This window comes from Shimia sp. R9_1, assembly GCF_017743775.1.
Classification (GTDB): Bacteria; Pseudomonadota; Alphaproteobacteria; order Rhodobacterales; family Rhodobacteraceae; genus Shimia.
In genome coordinates, this window is the sequence record NZ_JAGHRN010000003.1 from 438,570 (window position 1) to 465,231 (window position 26,662).

General features: G+C 58.6%; 21 protein-coding genes and 1 tRNA gene. 10 read left to right on the top strand and 12 right to left on the bottom strand.

The features are described from left to right. Positions 1 to 62 precede the first annotated feature (62 nt). The 4 genes from J7399_RS13110 (at position 63) to J7399_RS13125 (ending at position 4,147) form a co-directional block, all read left to right on the top strand. On the top strand, positions 63 to 683 hold the full coding sequence (locus J7399_RS13110) for a YitT family protein (protein ID WP_209062912.1): 621 nt from the start codon (positions 63 to 65) through the stop codon (positions 681 to 683). Between the two features lie 15 nt (positions 684 to 698). Beyond that, positions 699 to 1,034 carry an SMR family transporter gene (locus J7399_RS13115; RefSeq protein ID WP_209062914.1) on the top strand — a complete coding sequence of 112 codons (336 nt, stop codon included), beginning with the start codon at positions 699 to 701 and terminating at the stop codon, positions 1,032 to 1,034. Between the two features lie 71 nt (positions 1,035 to 1,105). After that, positions 1,106 to 2,926 (top strand): translational GTPase TypA, encoded by a 1,821-nt coding sequence (gene typA, locus J7399_RS13120; RefSeq protein ID WP_209062916.1) that lies wholly within the window; start codon positions 1,106 to 1,108, stop codon positions 2,924 to 2,926. Between the two features lie 159 nt (positions 2,927 to 3,085). Next, positions 3,086 to 4,147, top strand: a complete 1,062-nt coding sequence (locus tag J7399_RS13125) for a hypothetical protein (protein WP_209086771.1) — start codon at positions 3,086 to 3,088, stop codon at positions 4,145 to 4,147. A 2-nt stretch (positions 4,148 to 4,149) separates the two neighbouring features. Here the strand turns inward: J7399_RS13125 and J7399_RS13130 are convergent, their stop codons facing one another. From J7399_RS13130 to recA, 5 genes are all read right to left on the bottom strand, one after another. Further along, positions 4,150 to 4,932, bottom strand: a complete 783-nt coding sequence (locus tag J7399_RS13130) for a class II glutamine amidotransferase (protein WP_209062919.1) — start codon at positions 4,930 to 4,932, stop codon at positions 4,150 to 4,152. Between the two features lie 19 nt (positions 4,933 to 4,951). Beyond that, on the bottom strand, positions 4,952 to 5,239 hold the full coding sequence (locus tag J7399_RS13135; protein ID WP_209062921.1) for a DUF1330 domain-containing protein: 288 nt from the start codon (positions 5,237 to 5,239) through the stop codon (positions 4,952 to 4,954). Positions 5,240 to 5,317: 78 nt separating this feature from the next. Next, on the bottom strand, positions 5,318 to 7,990 hold the full coding sequence (gene alaS / locus J7399_RS13140; protein WP_209086772.1) for an alanine--tRNA ligase: 2,673 nt from the start codon (positions 7,988 to 7,990) through the stop codon (positions 5,318 to 5,320). A 96-nt stretch (positions 7,991 to 8,086) separates the two neighbouring features. Beyond that, a complete protein-coding gene (locus tag J7399_RS13145) occupies positions 8,087 to 8,617 on the bottom strand; it encodes a hypothetical protein (RefSeq protein WP_209062925.1) in 531 nt (176 codons plus the stop codon). 20 nt (positions 8,618 to 8,637) lie between these two features. Then, positions 8,638 to 9,711 (bottom strand): recombinase RecA, encoded by a 1,074-nt coding sequence (recA, locus tag J7399_RS13150; protein ID WP_209062927.1) that lies wholly within the window; start codon positions 9,709 to 9,711, stop codon positions 8,638 to 8,640. Positions 9,712 to 9,907: 196 nt separating this feature from the next. Here recA and J7399_RS13155 point away from each other — a divergent pair, with 196 nt between their 5' ends. Further along, complete coding sequence (locus tag J7399_RS13155) at positions 9,908 to 10,507, top strand: sulfotransferase family 2 domain-containing protein (protein ID WP_209086773.1); 600 nt, start codon at positions 9,908 to 9,910, stop codon at positions 10,505 to 10,507. Here the strand turns inward: J7399_RS13155 and J7399_RS13160 are convergent. The 3 genes from J7399_RS13160 to guaB form a co-directional block, all read right to left on the bottom strand. Then, positions 10,504 to 12,807, bottom strand: coding sequence for an ATP-binding protein (locus J7399_RS13160; protein ID WP_348539467.1), 2,304 nt, complete (start codon positions 12,805 to 12,807; stop codon positions 10,504 to 10,506). The two genes, J7399_RS13155 and J7399_RS13160, sit on opposite strands and share 4 nt — an antisense overlap. A 90-nt stretch (positions 12,808 to 12,897) precedes the next feature. Continuing rightward, positions 12,898 to 14,046, bottom strand: a complete 1,149-nt coding sequence (locus J7399_RS13165) for an RsmB/NOP family class I SAM-dependent RNA methyltransferase (protein ID WP_209086774.1) — start codon at positions 14,044 to 14,046, stop codon at positions 12,898 to 12,900. Then, positions 14,043 to 15,494, bottom strand: coding sequence for an IMP dehydrogenase (guaB, locus tag J7399_RS13170; protein ID WP_209086775.1), 1,452 nt, complete (start codon positions 15,492 to 15,494; stop codon positions 14,043 to 14,045). The genes J7399_RS13165 and guaB overlap by 4 nt, the downstream gene beginning before the upstream one ends. 258 nt (positions 15,495 to 15,752) lie before the next feature. Here guaB and J7399_RS13175 point away from each other — a divergent pair, with 258 nt between their 5' ends. From J7399_RS13175 to J7399_RS13190, 4 genes are all read left to right on the top strand, one after another. After that, positions 15,753 to 17,798 (top strand): ASKHA domain-containing protein, encoded by a 2,046-nt coding sequence (locus tag J7399_RS13175; RefSeq protein WP_209086776.1) that lies wholly within the window; start codon positions 15,753 to 15,755, stop codon positions 17,796 to 17,798. A gap of 135 nt (positions 17,799 to 17,933) precedes the next feature. Then, positions 17,934 to 19,112: a DUF2235 domain-containing protein gene (locus J7399_RS13180; RefSeq protein WP_209086777.1), complete on the top strand. Its 1,179-nt coding sequence runs from the start codon at positions 17,934 to 17,936 to the stop codon at positions 19,110 to 19,112. Positions 19,113 to 19,213: 101 nt separating this feature from the next. Continuing rightward, positions 19,214 to 19,287: transfer RNA gene (locus J7399_RS13185), tRNA-Gly, on the top strand. A 131-nt stretch (positions 19,288 to 19,418) separates the two neighbouring features. Next, entirely contained in the window at positions 19,419 to 20,132 is a 714-nt protein-coding gene (locus J7399_RS13190; RefSeq protein WP_209086778.1) for an enoyl-CoA hydratase/isomerase family protein, read from the top strand. Positions 20,133 to 20,185: 53 nt separating this feature from the next. On the opposite strand, the gene pgi is transcribed toward J7399_RS13190, so the two are convergent. Genes pgi through zwf form a run of 3 tightly spaced genes read right to left on the bottom strand, consistent with a single transcriptional unit; the run spans position 20,186 to position 23,915 of the window. Then, positions 20,186 to 21,787: a glucose-6-phosphate isomerase gene (gene pgi, locus J7399_RS13195; RefSeq protein WP_209086779.1), complete on the bottom strand. Its 1,602-nt coding sequence runs from the start codon at positions 21,785 to 21,787 to the stop codon at positions 20,186 to 20,188. A gap of 5 nt (positions 21,788 to 21,792) precedes the next feature. Continuing rightward, the gene (gene pgl, locus J7399_RS13200) at positions 21,793 to 22,464 is read right to left on the bottom strand and encodes a 6-phosphogluconolactonase (RefSeq protein ID WP_209086780.1); all 672 of its coding nucleotides are present in this window, start codon (positions 22,462 to 22,464) and stop codon (positions 21,793 to 21,795) included. Further along, entirely contained in the window at positions 22,461 to 23,915 is a 1,455-nt protein-coding gene (gene zwf / locus J7399_RS13205) for a glucose-6-phosphate dehydrogenase (protein ID WP_209062948.1), read from the bottom strand. The genes pgl and zwf overlap by 4 nt, the downstream gene beginning before the upstream one ends. 215 nt (positions 23,916 to 24,130) lie before the next feature. Between zwf and J7399_RS13210 the strand changes: the two genes are divergently transcribed. Further along, positions 24,131 to 25,072, top strand: a complete 942-nt coding sequence (locus tag J7399_RS13210; protein WP_209086781.1) for a radical SAM protein — start codon at positions 24,131 to 24,133, stop codon at positions 25,070 to 25,072. An 18-nt stretch (positions 25,073 to 25,090) separates the two neighbouring features. Here the strand turns inward: J7399_RS13210 and J7399_RS13215 are convergent, their stop codons facing one another. After that, the gene (locus J7399_RS13215; protein ID WP_209086783.1) at positions 25,091 to 26,638 is read right to left on the bottom strand and encodes a CARDB domain-containing protein; all 1,548 of its coding nucleotides are present in this window, start codon (positions 26,636 to 26,638) and stop codon (positions 25,091 to 25,093) included. Positions 26,639 to 26,662 lie beyond the last annotated feature (24 nt).

Here is a 26,662-nt window from a genome sequence, read left to right on the forward strand (position 1 = left end):
TCATAGCTGCTTTGTCCTGCCCCCTCTGGACAGTCCGCGCTCTCTGATCCAAATCGCACCCCATGGTTAGCTTTCTGGAATCCCCCCACCCCGAAAAACACAGCCTCTTTGATGATTTTCAGGGGCTTATGGTCGGCACACTGTTGGTCGCTCTGTCTGTCACCTTTCTGCAGAACAGCGGGTTGTTCACCGGTCAAATCGCGGGCCTCGCCCTTGTGGCCAGCAAAGCGCTTGGCGTGCCCTTCGCCGCGCTGTTCTTTGTGTTCAACATGCCGTTCTACGTGATCGCCTACCTGCGCATGGGGCTCACCTTCACGCTCAAAACCTTCATGGCTGTCGGGCTGCTGTCGCTCTGGTCCTACCTGCTGCCCAGCTTCTTCACCATCAGCGACCTCAACAGTCTGGTAGCCGCAATCCTCGCAGGCATCACCGCAGGCTCCGGCCTGATCGCGCTTTTCCGCCACGGCGCAACCCTTGGCGGCGTGGGCATCGTTGCGGTCTGGCTGCAAGACACCCGCGGCATCAAAGCTGGTTGGACACAACTTGGATTTGATGTGGTTGTCTTCGCACTCGCCCTGTCGTTTTTTGACCTGAACGCTGTCGTCTTCTCGCTGATCGGCGCTGCGATCACCAATATAATGATTGCAACCAACCACCGGCGCGATCGCTACATCGCGCGCTGACCATCAGGACGCCCCATGCCCAAAGCCTATCTGATCCTCATGATCGCCGTTGTGTTTGAAACCATCGGCACCGCCGCGCTTCAGGCAAGCCAGCAGTTCACCAAACCGATCCCCTCCATCATTGTGGTGATAGGCTATGGTCTGGCGTTTTACATGATGGCGCTGACCCTCAAGTTCCTTCCGGTTGGCATCACCTATGCGGTCTGGTCCGGCCTTGGCATCATCTCGATCTCAGTGATCGCCTATTTTGCCTTCGGCCAAAAGCTCGACCTGCCCGCCATTTTGGGAATGGGGCTGATTGTGGTTGGCATCTTGATCATCAACCTGTTTTCTAAGACCGCAGTGCATTAATTTCCCCATAAAGGGCTGGCCTTTTGTCGCAACCCGCGTTAGGGCGAGCGCGAACAGAAAAGGCTGCCCTTATGGATCTTCGCAACATCGCCATCATCGCTCACGTTGACCACGGCAAAACCACGCTTGTGGACGAGCTGCTGAAACAGTCGGGCGCATTCCGGGAAAACCAAGAAGTGGCGGAACGCGCCATGGACAGCAACGATCTGGAGCGCGAACGCGGCATCACGATCTTTGCCAAGCCAACTTCCGTGGAATGGAAAGGCACCCGCATCAACATCGTGGACACCCCCGGCCACGCCGACTTCGGCGGCGAAGTGGAGCGTATCCTGAGCATGGTGGACGGTGTGGTTCTGCTGGTGGACGCCGCAGAAGGCCCAATGCCACAGACCAAATTTGTGACCTCCAAAGCCCTTGCTCTGGGTCTGCGCCCGATTGTGGTGCTGAACAAAGTCGACAAGCCAGACGCCGAGCCTGACCGCGCGCTGGATGAGTGTTTTGACCTCTTTGCCTCGCTCGATGCAAACGACGATCAGCTCGACTTCCCGCACATGTATGCCTCCGGCCGTAACGGCTGGGCGGATGCAGAGCTTGATGGCCCACGCAAAGACCTGCACGCGCTCTTCAACCTGATCGTGAACCACGTTCCTGCGCCGAAACAGGTGACCCGTCAGGACGATGACTTCCGCATGCTGGCCACCACGCTGGGCTCTGACCCGTTTGTTGGCCGCATCCTCACCGGCCGTGTGGAATCCGGCACGCTGAAAGTGGGCGCAACCGTTCAGGCGATCTCCCGCATCGGCCAGAAAATCGAACAGTTCCGCGTCACCAAAATTCAGGCCTTCCGTGGTCTTGCCCAGCAGGACATCGAAGAAGCCCAAGCTGGCGACATCGTCTCCATCGCGGGCATGGCGAAAGCCACCGTGGCAGACACCATTTGTGCGCTGGCCGTGGATGAGCCGCTGGAAGCACAGCCAATCGATCCGCCCACCATCACCGTGACCTTTGGCATCAACGACAGCCCTCTGGCCGGTCGTGACGGCAAAAAAGTGCAGTCCCGTGTGATCCGTGACCGTCTCTACAAAGAAGCGGAATCCAACGTTGCGATCAAAATCGAAGACACACCCGGCGGCGAAGCCTTTGAGGTGTCCGGCCGCGGCGAACTTCAGATGGGCGTTCTGATCGAAAACATGCGCCGCGAAGGCTTTGAACTGTCGATCTCCCGTCCGCAGGTGATCATGCGCGAAGAGAACGGCGTAAAGATGGAGCCGGTCGAAGAGGCCACCATCGACGTGGATGACGAATACTCCGGTGCGGTGATCGAAAAACTCACCGGCGCGCGCAAAGGTGAGCTGGTTGAAATGCGCCCAGCCGGTGCAGGCAAAACCCGCATCATCGCCCATGTGCCGTCCCGCGGCCTGATCGGCTACCACGGTGAATTCCTCACCGACACCCGCGGCACCGGCGTTCTGAACCGCGTGTTCCACGGCTGGACCGAGTTCAAAGGCGCCATTCCGGGCCGCCGAGCAGGTGTGCTGATCTCCATGGAGAACGGCCAGTCCGTCGCATACGCTCTCTGGAACCTCGAAGATCGCGGCAAAATGATGATCGGCGCACAGGCCGACGTCTACACCGGCATGATCATCGGCGAGCACTCCCGTGACAACGATCTCGAAGTGAACCCGCTCAAAGGCAAGAAGCTCACCAACGTCCGTGCCTCTGGTTCCGACGAAGCGGTGCGCCTAACCACACCGATGGTGCTCTCTCTGGAAGAGGCGATTGCTTACATCAACGACGACGAGCTGGTGGAAGTGACCCCCAACAACGTGCGTCTGCGCAAACGCTATCTGGACCCGCATGAGCGCAAGCGGATGTCCAAGCAAGTTGGCTGAATGATAAAACGCCGGAGCCCCGCTCCGGCGTTTCTTTTTTGGGGGCCGCCGCACCATGGTTTTGCAATCGCGCGCGGCAAATCGCATTAAGTCTTGAGAAAACGCGCATTTTGTTTGACCTTTGGGACAATTGATTTCCAAAGGTTCTTTTTCGTCGCCATGTTGCTCAGACTGCTTGCAGCTTTTGCCCTCAGCCTCCTTACCTTCACGCCCGCGCTCCTGCATGCCCAGATGGAAGGCTTTGGCGCACTCCCCGCACGACAAGCGATCACCACACAAAACGCCCATAAGCGCGTCGGTGTTGGCATCAAGATCGACCAGATCACCTTTGTTGACCAGCAGTCCGAAAACTTCGGCGTGGTCGGCACGCTGTTTCTGCTGGTGGACTACCCCGACCTCGCCTTTGACGCTGAAGAGCACGGCTTTGAATACAAAACCTACAGTCCGGAAGGGTTCAGCGAAGAACTGAAAGAGACCGGAGAGTTTCTGCCCTATTTCATCTTCCGCAACCAGCAGGGCCGCCGCTTCACACAGCAATCCTCGATACTGGTCTCCGCAACAGGCCAGACAAACTACGCGGAACGCTTCAGCGCCACCTTTCAGGCCCCACACTTCAATTTCAAAAGATACCCGTTTGATAAGCAGGAGTTTTTTGTCGAAGTCTCCTCCCTACTTCCCACCGAATTTGTGGAATTCTACCCGCTTGAGGACAAAACCGGCATGGGGGATTTGCTGGGCGAGGAGGAATGGATCCTCTCCAACTCCAGCATCGCCGCCTCAAACGTGCCCGGCATTGGGGAGCGCGAAACCTCTATGGTTGCCCTGCGGTTTGAGGGCAAACGCCACGTCCAATATTACATGCTGCGCATCATGCTGCCGCTGGTCATCATCCTCTTTGTGACCTGGGCCACGTTCTTTCTCGAAGAATACCGCCGCCGCATCGACATGGCCTCCGCCAATCTGCTTGTGTTCGTTGCCTTCAACTTCGCGATTTCCACGATGCTGCCAAAGCTCGGCTATCTCACGTTCATGGATTCCTTGCTAGCGGGCATGTTTGTGATCACCGGTTCAACCGTTCTAGTGAACATCATGCTCCGGCGCATGAAAACCACAGGCCGCGAAGCCCTGGCGCGTAAGATCGACACCTATCTGGTGATCTGGGTCTACCCAATCCTGCACGGCATCTTCCTGTTCTGGGCCGTGCGGTTCTTCTTGATCTGAAGTCAGCTCAGCGGCGAGAACGGCTCGATCTCATAGCTGCCATCTTTGTGAAAACGGCAGAAACTGCCCGGCGGCACCACTTCCCAGCCATCTTCGGCGGGCACCAAAGGCTCACTCACCACCGCACGGCCGCTCCGGCTTTCGCTGATCTTGTGATAGACCGTGGGCGCGCGCTCATCTGAGGCATAGCGGATCGCATAAAGCGTCTCGCCATCAGAAAATGCTGTGGCCAGCCGCATATGTGGCGTGCTGCCCCGCTCCCGGCTCATCCGCTCCAGAATGCCCACGGCGATTTCCATCGCCTCGCGTGGATTGTCCTGCAAGCCTTCGGTCAGCCCCAAGAGAAACAGCACTTCGCTGTCGGTTGCGCCTTTGCGCTCTTGGTAGAGGTCATCGGGGATCAGCATATCGGCACGGCGGCGGAAATTCTCAAATCCCCCGATCTGCCCGTTGTGCATGAAAGACCATTTGCCCACCGCAAAAGGATGGCAATTGTTGCGGCTGGTAGCGGTGCCGGTCGAGGCCCGCACATGAGCCAGAAACAGCTCCGATTGCACCTGCGCGGTCAGCGAGCGCAGATTGGGATCAGACCAGGCCGGATGGGTGTCGCGATACAGCCCCGGTTCCGGACGGCTTCCATACCACGCCAGACCAACGCCATCGCCATTGGTCTGGGTTTTGCATTCAGTCGCCTGCATGCTTTGCTGGATCAGCGAGTGATCTGGCCGCGTGACGAGATCTTCAAGATAACAGGGGTGCCCGATATAGGCGGCCCAACGACACATCTGGCCAGTCTCCTTCCGCTTAATCGGTGGTTTCAACCACCATCAACTCGCGCTCACTTGCGCCCCGCGCGTGGTTCAGCGCCTCTTGGTATTCCGGGCTGTGATAACAGGCCACCGCCGTGTCCACATCCGGGAATTTCGCCACCACATTGCGGGGGCGCTCTTTGCCCTCAAGCTGCACAAATTTGCCGCCGCGCGCGATGAACTCGCCGCCATGTTTGGCAATCGCAGGGCCTGCGAGCTCTGCGTATTTTCCATAGGCCTCTGCGTCGGTCACGGTGACATGTGCAATCCAAAGTGCGCCCATCTGGCTCTCCAATCCTGTTGTTCTGCCCGGCAGTCTAGTTGAAAAGCCGGGCAGTCCAAGCAGAATTTGACCAAATGGTCAGCCAGCGATCACCGCTTCAGCAGCCACAAAGGCTTCGTCTGCTTTGGAGGCATCTTTGGCACCGCCCTGAGCCATATCCGGACGGCCACCGCCGCCCTTGCCGCCCAATGCGCCCACGGCCGCACGCACCAGATCCACGGCGCTCAGGTCGCCTTTCAGATCATCGGTCACACCAGCGGCCACAGCCACTTTGCCATCGGTGTCCGCAATCAGCAGAACCGCACCGCTTTCCAGACGCGCCTTATGCTCGTCAATCAGAGGAGGCAGGTCTTTGCCGGACACACCAGAGAGCACCTGTGCAAAGAATTTCACGCCGTTGATCTCTTTGGCTTCCGGGCCAGCGCCCTGACCAGCTCCACCAGACATGGCCAGCTCACGACGCAGAGTCGCCACTTCGTTTTGCAGCGCCTTACGTTCATCCAGAAGCGCTTTCACACGGTCCACGATGTCCGCTGGCTGCGCCTTCAGCGTGCCAGCCACTTCGGCCACACGTTTGGCTTCACGCTCCAGATGCGCCAACGCCACCTCACCGGTCAGCGCCTCGATCCGGCGCACACCGGCAGAGGACGCGCTGTCAGACAGCAGCACAAACACACCGATGTCGCCGGTCTGTTTCACATGGGTGCCGCCGCAAAGCTCTAGCGAGTAGGTGTCGCCGTTCAGGCCTTTGCCGGTGTTGGCACGGCCCATCGAGACAACACGCACCTCATCGCCATATTTCTCACCAAAGAGCGCCTGTGCACCCATTTCACGCGCGTCATCCGGGGTCATGATCCGGGTTTCCACGGCGGTGTTCTGGCGGATATAGGCGTTCACATCGAGGCCAACCTGGGTCAGTTCCTCAGCGCTCAGCGCCTTGTTGTGGCTGAAGTCAAAGCGCAGACGGTCATCGGCGTTGAGCGAGCCACGCTGTGCCACGTGATCGCCAAGCGCCTCGCGCAGCGCCTCATGCAGCAGGTGGGTCGCGGAGTGGTTTGCGCGAATGGCCGTGCGGCGCGCATGATCCACGTCCATGGCAACCGGATCACCTTTGGAGATTGTGCCACGCGCCACTTTGACCTTATGGGCAATCAGCTTGCTGTCCGCAAACTTCTGCACATCGGTGACATGGCCCAGCTCATCGCGGTTCTCAAGGCGCGCAACCACACCGTGGTCGGCCACCTGACCACCGCTTTCAGCGTAAAACGGCGTCTGGTTCATCACCAGCCATCCCTCTTCGCCTTCTGCCAGCGCATCCACAAGCGCGCCGTCTTTCAGCACAGCCTGCACCTGCCCCTCGGCGGTTTCGGTGTCATAGCCCAGGAACTCGGAAGATCCGTTGTCCTCGGCAATATCAAACCAGATCGCGTCTTCAGCCACATCACCGGAGCCCACATGGGCCGCACGCGCCTTGGCTTTCTGCTCCGCCATCGCGGCGTCAAACCCGTCGGTGTCAACCTCACGGCCCTTCTCGCGCAGCGCATCCTGCGTCAGGTCCAGCGGGAAACCATAGGTGTCATAGAGTTTGAAGGCCGCCTCACCGGAAAGCGGCGCGCCCTCTTCCAGCCCGCCAAGCTCGTCATCCAGCAGCTTCAGACCACGGTCCAGCGTCGCTTTGAACTTGGTTTCTTCCTGCTTCAGGGTCTCTTCAATCAGCGCCTGCGCCTGCCCCAGCTCCGGGTAGGCTTGGCCCATCTGAGTGACCAGAGATGGCACCAGCTGATGCATCACAGGATCTTTTGCGCCCAAGAGGTGCGCATGGCGCATCGCGCGACGCATGATGCGGCGCAGCACATAGCCCCGGCCATCGTTGGACGGCATCACACCATCCGCCATCAGGAAGGAGGTGGAGCGCAGATGGTCCGCAATCACGCGGTGGTGCACGTTCTGATCGCCATAAGGATCGGTCGAGGTCACATTGGCGGAGGCCTCGATCAGCGCCTTGAACAGATCGGTGTCATAGTTGTCGTGGCTGCCCTGCAGCAGCGCGCCGATCCGCTCCAGCCCCATGCCGGTGTCGATCGACTGCATGTCCAGCGCCTTCATCGAGCCGTCTTCAAACTGCTCGTTCTGCATGAACACAACGTTCCAGATCTCGATGAAACGGTCGCCATCTTCCTCAGGAGAGCCGGGAGGGCCACCCCAGATGTGATCGCCGTGGTCATAGAAGATTTCCGTGCACGGACCACAGGGGCCGGTTGGCCCCATTTGCCAGAAGTTATCGGATGTTGCGATGCGGATGATCCGCTCCTCAGCCACGCCGAGTTTCTTCCAGATCTCAAAGGCTTCGTCATCGGTGTGATAGACGGTGGTGTAGAGCTTGTCCTTCGGAATGCCGAATTCCTTGGTGATCAGCTCCCAGGCAAATGGGATTGCCTCATCTTTGAAGTAATCGCCAAAAGAGAAGTTGCCGAGCATCTCAAAGAATGTGTGGTGGCGCGCGGTATAGCCCACGTTGTCCAGATCGTTGTGCTTGCCACCGGCGCGCACACATTTCTGGGAGGTTGTCGCGCGCTGATAGTCGCGTTTTTCCACCCCTGTGAAGAGGTTCTTAAACTGCACCATCCCCGAGTTGGTGAACATCAACGTCGGGTCATTGCGTGGCACCAACGGGCTTGAGTCCACAATCTCATGGCCCTGTTTGGCGAAGTAATTCAGAAAGGTCGACCGGATGTCGTTAAGGCTGGCCATGGGCTGATCTCTTTACCTGAGTTTCGGTATTGCAGCGGGTTTATAACCCCCACGCCTGCCTGTCCACATGTCAAAGAGATCAAGGCGCAGCTGGACCTATATCCGGTCGATTTTTCGCATCACATCCCCGCTGCGCACAACACCGTCCTTCTCAATGCTGCACAAAATGCCCCGCAGTCGCAGGTTGCGGTATTCCGGCCTGCGCACCCAGTCAAAAACCGGCTGACCATAGCGCGCTTTCCACTTCACGCAGGCATCATTGAACACCTCAGACACCCGCAGCTCCGCGCTGCCCACCGAAAGATATTGCCCCTCGGGCAGGTTCGCCTCGGTCATATCCAAATCGGCGGTAAAGGTATCGCCCGGAAACAGCGCGTCATCTTCTGGCGACCAGACCAGATCCAGAACCCGTTTTGGAATCACACAGACCTGAATGCCCGGATGCGGATCACCGTTTTCCGTGCGGATCCAGGGTTGGGTCATCCACCGCTCCCCCGGAATGCCCTGTGCCTTGGTCAGGGTGATCTCATCGACAAACTTGCGCGCATTGCGTTCAGGCCGCAGGCACAAATGCGAAATGGCCGCCCCGTCTTTGGGAGCGGCCAAAACATGCGGCAAAGCCCGCATTAAGTCTTCATGTGACGGGGTCAATCTTCCAAAAGCTCTTCGTCAGCAGGTGGCATGTCGAAATCCAACCCATGTGCGGCGCGGATCTTGTCTTCGATCTCAAGCGCCATACGGTTGTTTTCCTTCAGGAAGGTCTTGGCGTTCTCACGCCCCTGCCCGATCCGCTCATCGCCATAGCTGAACCAGCTGCCGGATTTCTCCACCACGCCAGCTTTTACGCCCAGATCCAGCAGTTCCCCCATTTTGGAGATGCCTTCACCATACATGATGTCAAATTCCACCTGTTTGAACGGCGGCGCCACCTTGTTTTTCACCACTTTCACGCGGGTTGCGTTGCCGACCACCTCGTCGCGGTCCTTCAGCGCGCCAATGCGGCGGATGTCCAGACGCACGGAGCTGTAGAATTTCAGCGCGTTACCACCGGTCGTGGTTTCTGGGCTGCCAAACATCACGCCGATTTTCATCCGGATCTGGTTGATGAAGATCACCATACAGTTGGAGCGTGCGATGGAGCCGGTCAGTTTACGCATCGCCTGGCTCATCAGACGCGCCTGTACACCCACATTGCTGTCGCCCATGTCGCCTTCAAGTTCGGACTTCGGCGTCAGCGCCGCTACCGAATCGACCACAACCATGTTCACAGCGCCCGACCGCACCAGCGTGTCGGTGATCTCAAGCGCCTGTTCCCCGGTGTCAGGCTGCGAAATCAGCAGCTCGTCAAGGTTCACGCCCAGCTTCTTGGCGTATTGCGGGTCCAGTGCGTGTTCCGCATCCACAAAGGCGCAGACTCCGCCTTTTTTCTGCTCTTCTGCAATACAATGCAGCGTCAGCGTGGTCTTACCGGAGCTTTCCGGCCCGTAGATCTCGATGATCCGGCCCTTGGGCAGACCGCCAATGCCCAACGCAATGTCCAGACTCAGGGACCCGGTCGAGGTCGCCTCAATCTCCTGCGCAGGGTTGTCGGCGCCCAGCTTCATGATGGAGCCTTTGCCGAACTGCCGCTCGATCTGTGCCAGCGCGCTGTCCAGCGCCTTCTGTTTATCCGGGGATGAGGATTTCTTGGAGGTCATTGTCAAAAGATCTGCCGTTGCCATTTTGCTTGGTTCCTTATTCCACACCCGCACGCGGGCGGCAATCACTGCCTGTGTTCACCTCTTGTTCCACAATCTTATGAGATCAAAAGGAGAACAAATCAATGAAAAAGAATAAGAACATCTTCCGCAGGCGCTGGTTAACAACTAGTTTACGGATCAATAATAAGTTGAGACAAACCATAACGAGGCCGCGCAGATGCTTGTTTTCTGGAACAAAAAACTTGTGTTCCTATCGGTGCCCAAAACCGGCACCACCGCGATTGAGGCCGCTTTGGCCCCGGTGGCCGATATGGTGATTGCGAATCCCCCGGAGCTGAAACACGCGCCGGTCTATCGCTACAACCGCTTCTTCCGCCCGATGTTTGAACGCGCCTGCAACCGCGATGACATGGAACTCATGGCTGTGATGCGCGAACCTGTGAGCTGGCTGGCAAGCTGGTATCGGTATCGCCGCCGCGACAGCATGCGGGGCCATCGCAACTCCACCCATGAGGTGAGCTTTGACGAATTTGTGCAGGAATACATGAAGGGCGACAAGAAAGCGCCGTTTGCCAATGTGGGCAGTCAGGCCAAGTTTCTGGAGCCGCGCCCCAATGGCGTGCAGGTCGATCACCTCTTCCGCTATGAGGATCAGCCCAAGATGCTCGCCTTTCTGGAGGCACGTCTGGATCAGAAGATCACCCTGGAGCGGCGCAACAGCTCCCCTTCAATGCCGCTTGATCTGCCCGAAGCCACCTTGGCGAAACTGCGCCGCAAATGCGCCGCAGAATTTGAGCTTTACGAGAGCCTCTCTTAACCGCTGATCCGCGCCTGCACCGCTTCGGTGAGATCGCCGAGCGAAAACGGCTTGGGCAGGAAACTTGAGTTGTCGATACGTGACTGATCGTCCGAAAAACTGTCTTCCGCGTAACCTGAGACAAAGATGACCGGCACTTCCGGATATTCAGAGCGCGCCTGACGCACCCAGGTTGGCCCGTCCATTCCCGGCATGATCACATCGCTGACAAAGACGTCGATGCCGGGCTGATCTGCGGCCAAAATCTCCAAGGCTTCTTCGCCGCTTGCAGCTTCAAGCACCGTGAAGCCCCGCATCTTCAACGCGCGGGTCGCAAAAGAGCGCACCGGTGCTTCGTCTTCCACCAGAAGCACCACACCGCTGTGTTCCACCGCTGGCAGATCGGGGCGCTTTTCATCCAACTCCGGCACAAACTCTTCCGCCGCACCATAGGCCGGGAACATCAGCGTAAATGTGGTGCCCACGCCCTCGGTGCTGTCCACAAAGATGAACCCGCCGGTTTGTTTCACAATGCCATATGCGGTGCTGAGCCCAAGCCCGGTACCCTCACCGGTTTTCTTGGTGGTGTAAAACGGCTCAAACACTTTCTGCATCTTGTCCTGCGGGATCCCAATACCCTGATCAGCCACTTTGACCGCAACATATTTGCCCACCGGCACCACAACACGGTCCCGCTCCAGCGGCGCATCCAAGGCCACCTCTTCGGTTGTGACACGGATTTCGCCGCCCTCCGGCATCGCATCACGCGCATTCACCACAAGGTTCATCAGCACCTGCTCAAGCTGGCGCTTGTCTGCGCGGATCGACGGCAGCACCGGATCATTGCTCAGCGAAAGCGCCACGCGCTCCCCCACCAACCGGTTCAGCAGATGGGTCAGATCCGCCAGCGTGTTGCGCAGATCAAGTACTTCGGGCCGCAGGTTCTGTTTGCGTGAAAACGCCAGTAGCTGCCCCACAAGCGCTGCGGCGCGGTTGGCGTTCTGGTTGATCTGGATGAGGTCTGCATAATCCGCATCCCCCTGATCGTGGCGCAGCAACAGCAGGTCGCAATGCCCTGAAATCGCAGTCAAAAGATTGTTGAAATCATGCGCCACACCGCCAGCCAACTGGCCAATCGCCTGCATTTTCTGGCTTTGCACAAACTGCTTTTCCAGCGATTTGAACTCAGTTGCATCGTTCAGAACCGCGATCAGGGACCGCCCGTTGCCTTCCACAATACGGTTCAGGCTCACCTGCACGATGACTTCTTTGTCTTCGCGCTTCAGGCGCAGGAATTCGCTTTTCTTGGCAGATTTGCCCTGTGCAGCTTCCACCAGCCAATCCCGAATGGAGCGGCCAAGGCCTTCCATCAGATCGCTCATCACAGTGTCTTCGGTGATGTCCAGATGGATCAGGCTGCGCGCGGCACGGTTGGCCAGAACCACACGGCCCTCAGGCTCTAGCTTCACAATCGGCACCGGCAACTCATCAAACTGCATCGCACCGCCGTGAGTCACAGGGGTTTCGGTTGGCAAAAGATAGATCTCACGACGGCCCGCCGTGGCATCATATTGCGCCACCAGACACTGCTGCTCACCGCTTGAGGTGTGGATCACCGTCGCATCGCGCGGCTGCGCCACATCGGGGCCAAACACATCTGTCAGCGTCTTTTTACGTTCGCCGAGCAGCGCGCGCGCCGCGGCATTCATGAACAAAATCGTGCCGGTGCGCCCGGCTGTCAGCATCGGCAGCTTTGGTCCGGTGCCCGCACCAGCGGCGTCTTTGGCCGGGTGAGTTTTGCTCATGGTCCAGAGCAGAATATCCTCGTCAACCAGCTGAACCTTGAGCCGCAACATATTGTCACGCAACACAAGTTCGTCTTCGTGCTTGCCTTCGGTCAAGCTGGTGGCAATGGCATCCGCGACCTTGTTTTCCGCATCCAGAACGTGACCTGCCAGCACATCCTGCATGGTCTCACGCGCATCGCCGCCCGCTTCCTGCGCTGTCTTGTTCGCATAAAGCACACGACCTGCAAAATCGGTAACAAGCACCTGCTCTTCGGCATCCACATGCAGCTGGGTCAACAGCTCAACAACACCGTTTTGCACCGCACGGCGGCGCATCGACAGCGCCATGGTCACCGCACAGGCAAAGCCCGTCAGCCCGCTGGCAAAAAGCATGATCAGCCGCAACATCTCGTTTTCGAGCATGAATGTCGTGGCCACCATGGCGAACGCGGCAAAGGCGAGAAGTCCGGCGTGATGGGGAGTTGCTGCCTTTTTGCGGGGCAGCGGTTGCGCTGCATCGGTCGAGCTAGACACGTTTGCACCTACTGTTTTTGGTTTTCGTTAATATGCGCGAAATATCCTTAATCACGCATTAACGATAACTGAGGATTCATCTATTCTACCTTATTTTCGACGCAAAACCGCGTCAAAAAAGCCGTCGCCGCCATCAGCGAATGAATACTGCCGCGACGAGAGCGTCTCCCACCCCGGATGACGGTCGTGGAAGGCGTTGATTTGCGCCATGTTTTCAGCCTCAAGGAAAGAGCATGTGGCATAGGCCAGCACGCCATCCTCTGCGACCAAACTCTGCGCCTGATCCAGAATCTCCGCCTGAATTCGGGTTAGATCGGCCAGGTCATCTTGGCTAAATCGCCACTTCGCATCCGGTGTGCGCCGCCATGTTCCGCTGCCCGAACAGGGCGCATCACAGAGCACCAGATCATAAGGCGCATGTGTCTGCGGCGCATCAACCAGCGTGACTTTCACGCCTGCGCGTTTGGCCCGGTCCGGCAAATCCGCCATCCGGCGCGGGGCCGCATCATGGGCATAAAACTGCCCCTTCACCTGCCCCGCCATGGCAAGGGTTTTGCCCCCGCCGCCAGCGCAATAATCCAGTATTTTCATACCTTTGTTCAGCGGCAGCTCCGCCACCATCGCTTGGGAGGCCGCATCCTGCAGCTCCACGGCACCGTTCAGATAAGGTGCTGCCTGCCGAATGCGCCGCGCCCCTTCGGTGACTTCCAACGCGGTGTGCACCAAAGCCACCGCGCGCGTCATAACAGCGGCCTCCGCAAGCGCTGCCTGCGCCTCTGCCACAGTGGATTTCGCAAGGTTCACCCGCAGAAACACCGGCGCACGCGCACGCATCTGCCCAAGCGTTTCACCAAATTGCTCAACAAGACTTTCTCGTAACAGCTCAACCAGCCAATCAGGCACGTCCAAAGGCAGATCGGTCGTTGGAGCTGAGATTTCCGTATCATCCAAAGCAGCAGGCGCATAGGCTGCCCCCGTGAACAACGCCGCCAGATCAGCCCCCTGCGCCCGCAGAACCCCGATCATCAGCCCGCGCCCGCTCAGCCCGCCGCCCAGATGGGCCGCCGAATTGCGCTGACGCAGCGCATCAAACACATGGTCGCGGATTGCTGCCCGATCTTTGGAGCCCGCAAACCGGCTGCGTCTTGCCCAGCCGGTCAATGCTTTCTCTGCTGGCGCGCCTTCAAGGATCTGATCCAGAACCTCAATCGCCGCCTGAACGCGCGCCGCTGGCGTCATCCGCCAATCCGGTAGTTTGGCGCCTCACGGGTGATCTGCACATCATGCACGTGGCTCTCTTTCAGGCCCGCACCGGTGATTTTCACAAACTTGCAGTTCTTGCGCATCTCTTCGACGGTGGCATTGCCGGTGTAGCCCATGGCCGCACGCAGGCCGCCCACCAGCTGGTGGATCACAGTTCCTGCCGGACCTTTGTAAGGCACCTGCCCTTCGATCCCTTCCGGCACCAGCTTGTCGCTTGCCGCATCCTTCTGGAAGTAGCGGTCCGCCGAGCCGCGCGCCATCGCGCCAAGGCTGCCCATGCCACGGTAGGATTTGAACGAACGGCCCTGATAGAGGATCACCTCGCCGGGGCTTTCATCGGTGCCCGCAATCATCGAACCAACCATGGCACAGCTTGCACCCGCCGCAATCGCCTTGGCAAAGTCGCCGGAGAACTTGATGCCGCCGTCTGCAATCACCGGCACGTCACCGGCTGCGGTCGCACAGTCATCAATCGCGGTCAGCTGAGGCACACCCACACCGGCCACCATCCGTGTGGTACAGATCGAGCCCGGCCCGATGCCCACTTTCACCGCATCCGCACCTGCATCAATCAAGGCACGTGTGGCGTCACCGGTGGCAACGTTGCCCGCAATCACCTGCACCGCGTTGCTTTGGGATTTGATGCGTTTCACCGCTTCGATCACCCCTTCAGAGTGACCATGCGCGGTATCGACCACCACGATGTCCACCCCCGCATCAATCAGCATCTCAGAGCGCTCAAAGCCGCTGTCACCCACAGAAGAGGCCGCAGCCACGCGCAGACGGCCCAGCTCGTCTTTACAGGCGGTCGGGTTCAGCACAGCCTGCTCGGTGTCTTTCAGCGTCAACAGGCCGGTGAGCTTGCCCTGCCCGTCATGCACCAACAGCTTCTCAATCCGGCGCGCGCGCATCAGGCTCTTGGCCTCTTCCAAATCCGCAGGCTCTGCCAGCATCGCCAGATCATTGGTGGTCATCATCGCGTGTACCGGCGTGTCATCGCTCTGGGCAAAGCGCATATCGCGGTTGGTCACAATGCCCACCACGCGGCCTTCTTCGTCCACCACTGGGAAACCGGTAAAGCGATAGCGCTCAATCAACGCCTTGGCATCTGCCAATGTCTGGTTAGGGGTCAGCGTGACCGGGTTATAGACAATCCCGCTCTCAAAGCGTTTCACCCGGCGCACTTCACGGGCTTGGGATTCCGCATCAAGGTTCTTGTGGATCACCCCCATGCCACCGGCCTGCGCCATGGCAATCGCCATCCGGCTTTCGGTCACAGTGTCCATCGCCGAGCTTAGCAGAGGAATGTTCAGATCAATGCTCTTTGTGACCCGTGTGCGCGTGTCCGCCGTAGACGGCAGCACCACCGACGCGGCTGGAACCAGTAGAACATCATCGAAAGTCAGCGCCTCACGAATCTCCATCGCAAATCTCCTTTGGGGAACCTCGTTTGGCACGTCCCTATCGCACGCCCTCCGCCTGTGGAAAACCCCTAATCCGCCCAAGCGCTTCATCTTCTCACAAATACGCGGATCAATGGCTTATCTGGGGCAATGCTCGGTGCAAATAGCATTTTGCCGACCAACATGCCGCCAAGCGACACTTCGATGCCGCTCCTTGTCATTTCTCTGCACAAACGGCAGATATGCTCTGAAGCAAGCGAACAGACCCAAGGCACTCCCATGAGCAGCGATCCTCTTGTGATTTTCACCCCCTCAGGCAAGCGCGGCACCTTTCCCGTTGGCACCCCAATCCTCACCGCGGCACGCCAGCTTGGCGTCGATCTGGACAGTGTGTGCGGCGGGCGTGGAGTCTGCTCCAAATGTCAGGTCACCCCATCTTATGGCGAATTTCCCAAGCACGGCGTGACCGTCGCCGACGATGCGCTCTCGGAATGGAACGCGGTGGAACAGCGCTATGACGACAAGCGTGGCCTCACCAAAGGCCGCCGCCTGGGCTGTCAGGCCACCGTTCAGGGTGACGTGGTGATTGATGTTCCAGCCGAGAGCCAGGTCCACAAACAAGTGGTGCGCAAACGCGCCGAGGTGCGTGACATCACGCTCAACGCCACCGTCTCGCTCACCTATGTCGAGGTGGAAGAGCCCGACATGCACAAGCCCTCCGGCGATCTGGAGCGGCTTCTGACCGCGCTGAAGGCCGCCACGGGCCATGCAGAAATCGCGTTAGACACCCACCTTCTGCGCCCGCTGCAGCCACTCTTGCGCAAAGGCAACTGGGCGGTGACCGCCGCGCTGCATCAGGGCCACAACGACAGCACACCGCGCGTGATCGCGCTCTGGCCCGGCTATTTCGAAGGGCCGATCTATGGCCTCGCCGTTGACCTTGGCTCCACCACCATCGCAGGCCACCTCTGTGATCTCTCCTCCGGCGAAGTGGTGGCCTCCTCCGGCCTCATGAACCCGCAAATCCGATTTGGCGAAGACCTCATGAGCCGCGTCAGCTATGCCATGATGAACAAAGGCGGCGACTTGGAAATGACTGAGGCCGTGCGCGAAGGTCTCAATCAGCTGGTTGTGGACATCGCTCAGGAGGCCAAAATCGAGACCAGCCAGATCCTCGATGCGGTCTTTGTGATGAACCCGGTGATGCACCATCTGTTCCTCGGCATCGACCCGTTTGAGTTGGGCCAGGCGCCCTTTGCGCTTGCTACCTCTGACGCGCTCGAACTTATGGCTTCTGACCTTGGCCTCACCATTGCACCGGGCACCCGCGCCTATCTGCTGCCCTGTATCGCGGGCCACGTGGGCGCTGACGCTGCAGGCGTTGCGCTCTCCGAGGCCCCAGACAAATCCGAAGACCTCGTTCTGGTCGTGGATGTGGGCACCAACGCCGAAATCCTCTTGGGTGACAAAGACGGCGTGCTCGCCTGTTCCTCCCCCACCGGGCCTGCGTTCGAAGGCGCACAGATCAGCGCAGGCCAGCGCGCCGCACCCGGTGCCATCGAACGTGTGGAAATTGACCCCGTCACAAAAGAGCCACGCTTCCGCGTGATCGGCTGTGAGCTCTGGTCTGATGACGAAGGCTTTGCCGCCGCTGTCGCAGGCACCGGCATCACCGGCATCTGCGGCTCCGGCATCATCGAAGTGATCGCCGAAATGCGCCTTGCCGGTCTGGTGGATGCCTCCGGCCTCATCGGCTCAGCTGAGCAAACCGGCACTTCCCGCTGTTTTGCTGACGGGCGCACCAATTCCTACACGCTGTGGGAAGGCGACGCGGATCAGAAATCCGTCACCGTCACCAATGGCGACATCCGCGCCATCCAGATGGCCAAAGCCGCGCTCTATTCCGGCGCGCGCCTGCTGATGGACAAACGTGGCGTCGATCAGGTGGACCGCGTTGTACTCGCCGGGGCCTTTGGCGCGCATATTTCGGCCAAACACGCCATGGTGCTGGGCATGATCCCGGATTGCACGCTGGAGAAAGTCACCTCCGCAGGCAATGCCGCCGGCACAGGCGCGCGCATTGCGCTGCTCGACCGCGAAGCCCGCGGGCAGATCGAAACCCTCGTGCGCCAGATCGAGAAAATCGAAACCGCCGTGGAGCCGCGCTTTCAAGAGCATTTTGTAAATGCCTCCGCCATGCCGAACTCCTCTGATCCCTTCCCGATCCTGCGCACCGTGGTCGAACTGCCAGAGGTGAGCTTCAACACAGGTGGTGGCGATGGCGGAGCCGCTGGCGGCGGACGCCGCAGACGTCGGCGCGGCTGATACACACAGAACCCAGATCCCTGCGGCCAGCCCAATGGCCGCGCGGATCGCGCAGAGGTCGCTAGGTATCTCATTCCCGAATTGTCGCCAAACCCATTCAGGCCTAGTCTCTAGACTGGTGAGGGAGTGGGTTTCATGGTGCGTAAACTGATCATCTGTCTGGACGGCACAGGCAACGAGGTTGAGAAAAACGAAAGCAACATTCTCCGCCTCTACAAGTGCCTCAAACATGACGAGCAGCAGCTTGTCTATTACGAGCCGGGCGTCGGCACCCTGTCCACCAGACCTTTCGCGCGCAGCCATTTCTCAAAAATCAAACTGCTTCTGGGGCTGGCCACCGGCCTTGGGCTGCACCAAAACGTCATGCACGCCTATTCCTTCCTCTGTGAAAACTACCGAGAAGGCGACCAGCTCTATTTCTTTGGCTATTCCCGAGGCGCCTACACCGCGCGTGTGCTCGCGGGCTTTATCAATGACTTCGGTCTGGTCGCGCCCCATGAGCTGCATCTGGTCGGCCCGGTGTTCAAAGCCTGGCGCAAGCTGCGCACCGACAGCGACTCCAAAGATTATGCCACCCTGCGCATCTCCGAACAGTTCTTCCACATGCGCCACCCCTCGATCCGCTTTCTGGGCCTGTGGGACACGGTCAGCTCCATGATCCGACTGCGCCTGAGATGGGGCAGCCTGATCGAATTTGGCAGCCATTCCAGCGTGGATGAAAACCCAAGCGTCAAGGCCGTGCGCCACGTGCTCGCCATCGACGAAACCCGCCGCTTTTTTCGCCATCAATTCTGGAAACCTGGACAGAAATACTACGGCAACCGCTTCAAGAAGAAATCCGATCCACCGGATCAGGACGTCAAACAGGTCTGGTTTGTCGGCACCCACACCGACGTGGCTGGATCTGTTACCGAAAAAGAGGCCGGCCTCGCAAAAGTAACAATGCAATGGATGCGCGAAGAGCTTGACGGCCTCGATAGCGACAGCACCCTGCTGTTTCGCGATATTTTCTACAACCGCTATGTGCAGGGCAAAGAGGATGAGGTCACCAAACGCATGGGGTTGGAGATCTCCTCACCCGATGGAAAAGCCCCGATCCACAGCCAGATGAAGCTGCGCAAATTCTGGCCCATTCTCGAGGTCTTTCCCCGGCTGGTCAGCCGAAGCCGTCACCCCGATCAAAAGGGCTGGTTTGGCTACTACCTGCCCCTTGCCCAGCCCCGCTACATTGCGCCAGGCTCAGACATCCATCCCACTGTGGCGGAACGCAAATCTGACCCGGCCACAGACTATGATCCGCCCAATCTGCCGTGATTTTAGAATGGTCTCTTGCGCTGCCAGACACGTGGCAAAAATAATGCCCCGCCCGCCACTTGACCTTCGGACGGGTTAGAAGTAGCTCTGCCAACCAGAGCGCGGGTATGGTGAAATGGTATCATGCGAGCTTCCCAAGCTTAAGGTGCGGGTTCGATTCCCGCTACCCGCTCCAACTCCCCCCCATTTGATGTCGCCTGCCGGAATGCTACGCGGCGTCTCGGCCATGTTGCGTAAGGTCATGTTTGCCGCCCACCTGACGTGCAGGTAAAGTTTCCGGCAAACATCCAAACCTATGAGCCTTCCATGTCTATCGTGACCTATGAAACCCGCGGCAAAACCGCGATCCTCACGCTGAACAATGGCGAAAACCGTCAGAACCCGGCCTTCGCCACAGCCATGCTGGATGCCTTGCAGCAAGCTGAGGACGACAAATCCATCCGCGCCGTTGTGATCACTTCCAGTGATGAGAAAAACTGGTCCCAGGGCGTCGATCTCAACTGGCTGATGGCCGCCAAACAGGCAGGCAAAGTCGATGACATGCGCGCCTTCATGAACGGCATGAACGAGGTCTTTGCCCGCGTTCTGACCTTTCCAACGCCGGTGATCGCCTCGATCACAGGGCATGCCTTTGGCAATGGGGCGATGCTGGCCTGCGCCTGCGATTTCCGCTTCATGCGCGCGGATCGCGGCTATTTCTGCTTCCCGGAAGTGGACATCAACATCCCCTTCCTGCCCTCCATGATCGCCTATGTGCGCAAAGCCATTCCCGAATACCGCTTCAACGAAATGAAGCTGACCGGCCGCCGTGTCACTGCAGCAGAGCTTGAGACCGACCACGTGCTGACCGCCGCCCCTGATGCAGAGGCGACCCTGACGGCGGCGCTGGAATTTGCCGCCACTTTCGCCAAAGGGCGCGCGATCTTTGGCGAGCACAAACGCCGGATGCACAAGGATATCCTTGAAACCATGGCACGCGATGACGCGCCCCTGATCGCGGCGCTCAAACTCACCGTGTAAGGAACATCTGGTCGCCACTTGCGGGCTGTAAACCCTGCGCGGCCAGACCCAAATCAGCTGTGAAAGCTGCGGATATAGGCCAAAAGCGCCTTGGTGGACGCGGAGGCCGCCTCTGGCGCGTCACCACTGGCAACGGCATCCAGCAATCCCCCCGCCAGCTCTTTGCCCAGCTCCACGCCCCATTGGTCGTAGGAGTTGATGCCATAGATCACCCCTTCGACAAACACGCGATGCTCATAAAGCGCCACGATCTGCCCCAGCACAAAGGGCGTCAGCCGTGGATAGACAAGCGTGGTTGAGGGGCGGTTGCCGCTGAACACCCGGTGTTTGGCCAGCTGATCCAGCGTGTCGCCCGAGACGCCCTTCGCTTCCAGCTGTGCGCGCGCCTCTGCCTCGCTGCGCCCTTTCAAAAGCGCCTCAGACTGCGCCAGACAATTGGCCACAAGCGCACGGTGATGGCTGCTTAGCGCGGGCTCATGCCCCTCCGCACCGACAATAAATTCACAAGGCACCACCTGCTTGCCCTGATGGATCAGCTGATAAAACGCATGCTGCCCATTGGTGCCTGGCTCACCCCAGACAATCGGCCCTGCCACACGGTCAAGCGTTTGGCCATCCACTGCCACCCCCTTGCCGTTGCTCTCCATCTCAAGCTGCTGCAGATAGGCTGGCAGCCGCGCCAGCCGCTGCTCATAAGGCAGCACCGCGCGGGTCTCATAGCCACAGACCTGCTGATGCCAGATACCCACCAAGGCCAGCAGCACAGGCAGGTTTTCCGCCAGCGGCGCGTCACAGAAATGGCGATCCATCGCCTGCCCGCCTTCAAGGAAACCCTCAAAGGCTGTCGGCCCAATCGCCAGCATCAGCGAAAAGCCAATCGGCCCCCAGACCGAATAGCGTCCGCCAACCCAATCCTCAAAGCCAAACACCCGCTCCGCCGGAATGCCGAACTCGGCACAGCGCTCCACGGCGGAGGAAATCGCCACAAACCGCTCCAGAGCCGCCTCACCACCGGCCCAGTTCAGCACGGTGCGCGCGTTCATCAGCGTTTCCTGCGTGGTGAATGTCTTGGAGGCCACAATCACCAGCGTGGTTTCAGGGTCCAACCCGTCCAGCGTGTCAGTGGCGTCCGCACCATCGACGTTTGAAATGAAGTGGCATTTCGGCCCGTCGTGATACGGCGCCAGCGCCAACACCGCCATCAAAGGCCCCAGATCAGAGCCGCCAATGCCGATGTTCACCACATCGGTGATGCGTTTGCCCTGCCCCGGAAAGCGCCCATCGCGCACCGCAGAGGCCAGTTTCGCCGTCCGCGCGCGGGTCTCTTTGATCTCCGGCAGCACGTCTTCGCCGTCCACAACCACCGGCGCGCCGCTCAGGTTGCGCAGCGCCGTATGCAGCACCGCGCGGCCCTCGGTGGCATTGATCTTTTCCCCGCCAAACATGGCCGCCCGCTTCTCAGCCACCCCCGCAGCCTCGGCAATTTCGATCAGCGCGGCCTTGACCTCGGCGTTGATCGTGGTCTTGCTGAAATCAAACAGCACCCCATCCGCCGTCAGCGAAAACCCCGCCGCGCGCTCAGGATCATCCGCAAAAAGCTCTGCAATCTGAGCATCTTGCGCGTAGGTCTTCAAGGCATCCAGTTTGGTCCACATTTCACTCACTCCGTCCAATGCACATCGGCACCCGCGCAGACCGCGCGGATCGGGGCATCCACCTCAGGCAGGCTCTGCGCCGCATTCAGCGCCTCGCGTTTGTCCACCCCTTTGATCAGGATATGCTTGCGCAAGGCCCCATTCAGCACCCGTGCCGACAGCGTGATCCGAATGTCAGGCAGATCATCGCGCCGCACAGGGATCAGGATCGGCGCATCAGCAGCCAGCGCCGCCTCAAGCCCTTCTGAGCCCGGGAAAAGCGAGGCGGTGTGCATATCCGCGCCCATGCCCATCACTGCCACATCCACCGGCAGCGAGGGCGCAATGCCTGCTTCAAGCTCTGGCAAAACGTCTTCGGGCACCTCCGAAGGCGCATAGAGCGGCAGGTAGCGTGCCGCCATGGCGCGGTTGGTCAGAAGCCGCTCTTTCACCAGCGCCGAATTGGAGCGCGCGTGATCTTCTGGCACCCAGCGCTCGTCGGTCAGGATCACGTCCACGCGCTCCCAGTCTAGATCCACCGCGCTCAACGCATCAAAAATCGGCCCCGGCGTGGTGCCGCCCGGCACGGCCAACACAACCCGTTCCTTCTGGTGCAGCGCTTCGCTCAGATCGCCCGCCAGCGCTTGCGCCACATCCATCGCCAGCATATCGGCATCGGGGTAACTCTTGAAATTCATTTGTCTAAACCTCTCCATGCGCGCGCATCCCGCCGCATCATCAATTCCGCATCATCCGGCCCATCAGAGAACGCATCATAGGGTTTGGGCACATCGCCGCGCGCTTCCCATCCGCGAATGATCGGATCGGTCCAGGCCCAGGCCGCCTCCACCTCATCATCGCGCATGAAAAGCGTCTGATTGCCCCGGATCACGTCCATGATCAGCCGCTCATAGGCGTCCGGCGTGCCCTCGGCTGATGGCCCCAAAGCCTCCGCAAAGCTCATGTCCAGCGGCACATCCACCAGCCGCATGCCTCCCGGGCCCGGCTCCTTGATGGTCACATTTAATGTAATGCCTTCATTGGGTTGCAGCTGAATATTCAACTCATTGCGATGCCGTCCGGCTTCGGGACCAAAGATCGAATGCGGCGTGTCCTTGAACACCACCGTGATCTCGCTGTCCCGCGCGCTCAGCCGCTTTCCGGTGCGCAGATAAAACGGCGTGCCCGCCCACCGCCAGTTGTTGACCTGACATTTCAGCGCCACAAAACTCTCGGTTTTGGAGCGCGCATTGTCGACATCTTCACGATAGGCCGCCGCGCCATCCGCCGCCGTGTACTGGCCGCGCACAATATGATGGGGCTGCACATTGTCCAGCGCGCGGATCACCTTGAGCTTTTCGTCACGCACCGCATCCGGCTCAAACTGCGCCGGTGGCTCCATCGCGATCAGACACAACAGCTGCATCAGGTGGTTCTGCACCATATCGCGCATGGCACCGGATTTTTCGTAGTAATCGCCGCGCCCGGCCACGCCGACCGTTTCCGCCACGGTGATCTGGATATGATCAATGTATTGCGCGTTCCACAGCGGCTCAAACAGCATATTGCCAAAGCGCACCGCCATCAGGTTTTGCACGGTCTCTTTGCCAAGGTAATGGTCAATCCGGTAGATCTGCCCCTCGTCAAAATACTGTGCTAGCTCGCTGTTCAACGCCTCCGCGCTCTCCAGATCATGACCGAAGGGCTTTTCCACCACGATCCGCGTGTCATCTTCCACCAGCCCGTGTCTTTTCAGGCCTTTGGCAAGATCGGAAAACACCCCCGGCCCAACCGAGAAGTAAAACGCTCGCACAGAGCCCGGCGTCAACAGCGCCGCCAGCTCAGACCAGCCGCCCTCGCCCCGCGCATCCACCGCCACATAATCCACATGCTCACAAAACGCCGCGACCTGCGCGTCATCCAGCGCCAGCTCTCCGGCAAACTCCTTGAGCGCTGTGCTCACAGTGGCGCGATAGGCCTCAGAGCTCAGCGCACTGCGCGCCGCGCCCACCACTTTGCTGCCATCCGGCATCTGCCCGGAACAAAACCGCCGAAACAGCGCCGGCAGGATCTTGCGCCGCGCAAGATCACCCGTTCCCCCAAACACCACCAAATCAAAAGGCTCTACTGGAATAATACGAGAAACCATGCGGCCTCTTCCCTTGCTTTCTGCTCGGACCGTCGCTGCGGCGCCGTCTCATTGCCCCAACATCGTTAGCGCTAACGACGCTTTCGAGTGGTCTAACATCGCCACTCTAACACCGCAAGCGCGCATCACAACTCTGTCAGAAGCGCTGCGGCACGGATGGTCAAGCCCTATAACATTGGGTAGGAGGCATTGGGCACATAACAGATGGCAGTTTCATGAAAGATCAGGCAAATCTCGGCAAATTCCAGGATCCGTTCATCACCGCCAAAGGCGAAGATCGGGCGCATGTTGCGCTCAACAACCCTGAAACGCTGTGGTTCAACACCGGCACGCTCTGCAATATAGAGTGCGAGAACTGCTATATCTTCTCTTCGCCCACCAATGACGATCTGCTCTACATCACCGCTGATGAGGTGAGCGACTACCTCGATCAGCTGGAAGCCCGCGAATGGAACGTGCGCGAAATCGGCTTCACCGGCGGCGAGCCTTTCATGAACCCGGAAATGATCGAAATCACCCGCCGCTCGCTGGAACGTGGCTATGATGTGCTGATCCTCACCAACGCCATGCAGCCTCTGATGCGCAAACGTGTCCGCGAAGGCCTTCTCGAGCTACGTGAAACCTACCGCGACAAGCTCACGTTTCGCATTTCCATCGACCACTGGAACCCGGAGCGTCACGATCAGGAACGCGGCGCCGGCTCCTTTGACCGCATGATCCTCGGCATGGAATGGCTGCGCGACGAAGGTTTTCAGATGACTGTTGCAGGCCGCACCCTCTGGGGCGAGTCCGATGCGGACTCCCGCGCCGGATACGCGCGCCTTTATGCCAAACACGGGTTTGAGATCGACCCGCAGCATCCGGCGCAAACCATGCTCTTCCCGGAAATGGACGAAACCGTGGAAGTGCCGGAAATCACCACCGCCTGCTGGGGCATCCTCAACAAATCCCCCAACGACATCATGTGCGCAAGCTCACGCATGGTTGTGCGCCGCAAAGGCTCCAAAGCCCCGGCGGTGATCGCCTGCACCCTGCTGCCCTATGTCGAAGAGTTTGAGCTTGGCCAGACGCTCAAGGAGGCCGAGAAGCCCGTGCTTCTCAACCACCCCCACTGCGCCAAATTCTGTGTGCTCGGCGGCGCCAGCTGCTCCGCCTAAGCGTATTGCGCTACTGCATCATACGAAGTCAAAGACTTCTGAGCCAAAATTGTTGAATTCGTTGAACTCGTCTAGCTTGGCGTTTTGGTCTAAGATTGCCGTCAAGATGTACTTGTCAGTAGCTGGATTTCCTCCTGCAGCAGCTAGAGCGTCGTCGACATCATTCAGCCGTATGACCTGCATGTCCCCCCCTGCAAACAGAGTTGTGTCACCGGAATCCAAGACAAGAATGGGGCCACCTTTTTCTGCACTCGCCACAATTTGATATTCAACGGGTGCGCTTAGGATATCGTTACCTCCGAGAGAGGCTTTGAAAACAAAGGTATCATCACCTTCTGCGTCGACTTCCGTCACATACGCATCTGGTTTGATAAGCGGTGCAAACAGCGAAGTCTCACCAGTATTATTGTTTTCATTGGTTTCATCGATCGTATTCTCAGGATCGATGGTCACCCTGAACCGGTATGTCTCGTCAAGCGCTCCGCCACCGTTGTAGATAGCAGCAGCCGCATCCGGTATCGAGATAGTACCTGAACTATCTCCGAGTGGCGCTTCAATCTGACCTGAAGATATGACAGTGCCAGAGCTTTGTCCCGGCGCGATCATTTCGACCTTGTAGTTTACTTCACCGTGGTAAAGGAGGAGATCTTCAATCGAATACTCAAATGTCAAAGATACATTCAAGGCTCCATCTAATACTCCCATTTCTTCGATAGAAACATGGCTAATTTCAAGATCAATTGGCAAAGCCGGCAATGGATCGCCAGTGAACGTAGCGATATTGTTGCCTTCATTCAGCTCGTCAATCTGTTCTTCACTATCGAGCTTCACTTCATAAGTCAGCCTCTGACCAATCAGCTCAGGATGGTCTCTATAGATAGTGCTGTGATCCAATTTCGCAGAGTAGCGCCCCAAATCTCCGTATGCGATGCGCGTCAATGCGCCTGATGCGACCTCACCTAACTCTGTGCCATCAGGTGCAAATGCGGTGATGTTGTAGCGAGCGCCTGTGCTCGGACTATCATTTCCACCATTACCCGCATAAAACACTATCTCAGATTCGTAGGTTCCATTGCGCACGCCCTCATTTTCGAATCCATATTGACTTGAATTTTTGTGCTCGTGGAAAAACTTCAAATCGACTCCGACTTCCGGCAATGGATCGCCAGTGAACGTAGCGATATTGTTGCCTTCATTCAGCTCGTCAATCTGTTCTTCACTATCGAGCTTCACCTTATAGGTCAGCCTTTGGCCAATCAGTTCAGGGTAGTCGCGATAGATTGCGCTATGATCTAGTTTCGCGGAGTAGCTTCCCAAATCTCCGTAAGCCATGCGCGTCAATGCGCCAGAAGCGACCTCGCCCAGCTCAGTACCATTCGGTGCATAAGCTGTGATATTGTAGCGAGCGCCGGTCGCAGCATGACCATCAGTTACACCACTGCCTGCGTAGTTGCCTGCATAAAATTTGATCTCTGCCTCATATTTTCCATTTCGCACACCATCGCCATCAAAGCCATATTGATTTGGGTTCTTGTGTTCGTGAAAAAATCTTAGATCTGCTACCATGACTTTCTACCTGTCGACTTCCAT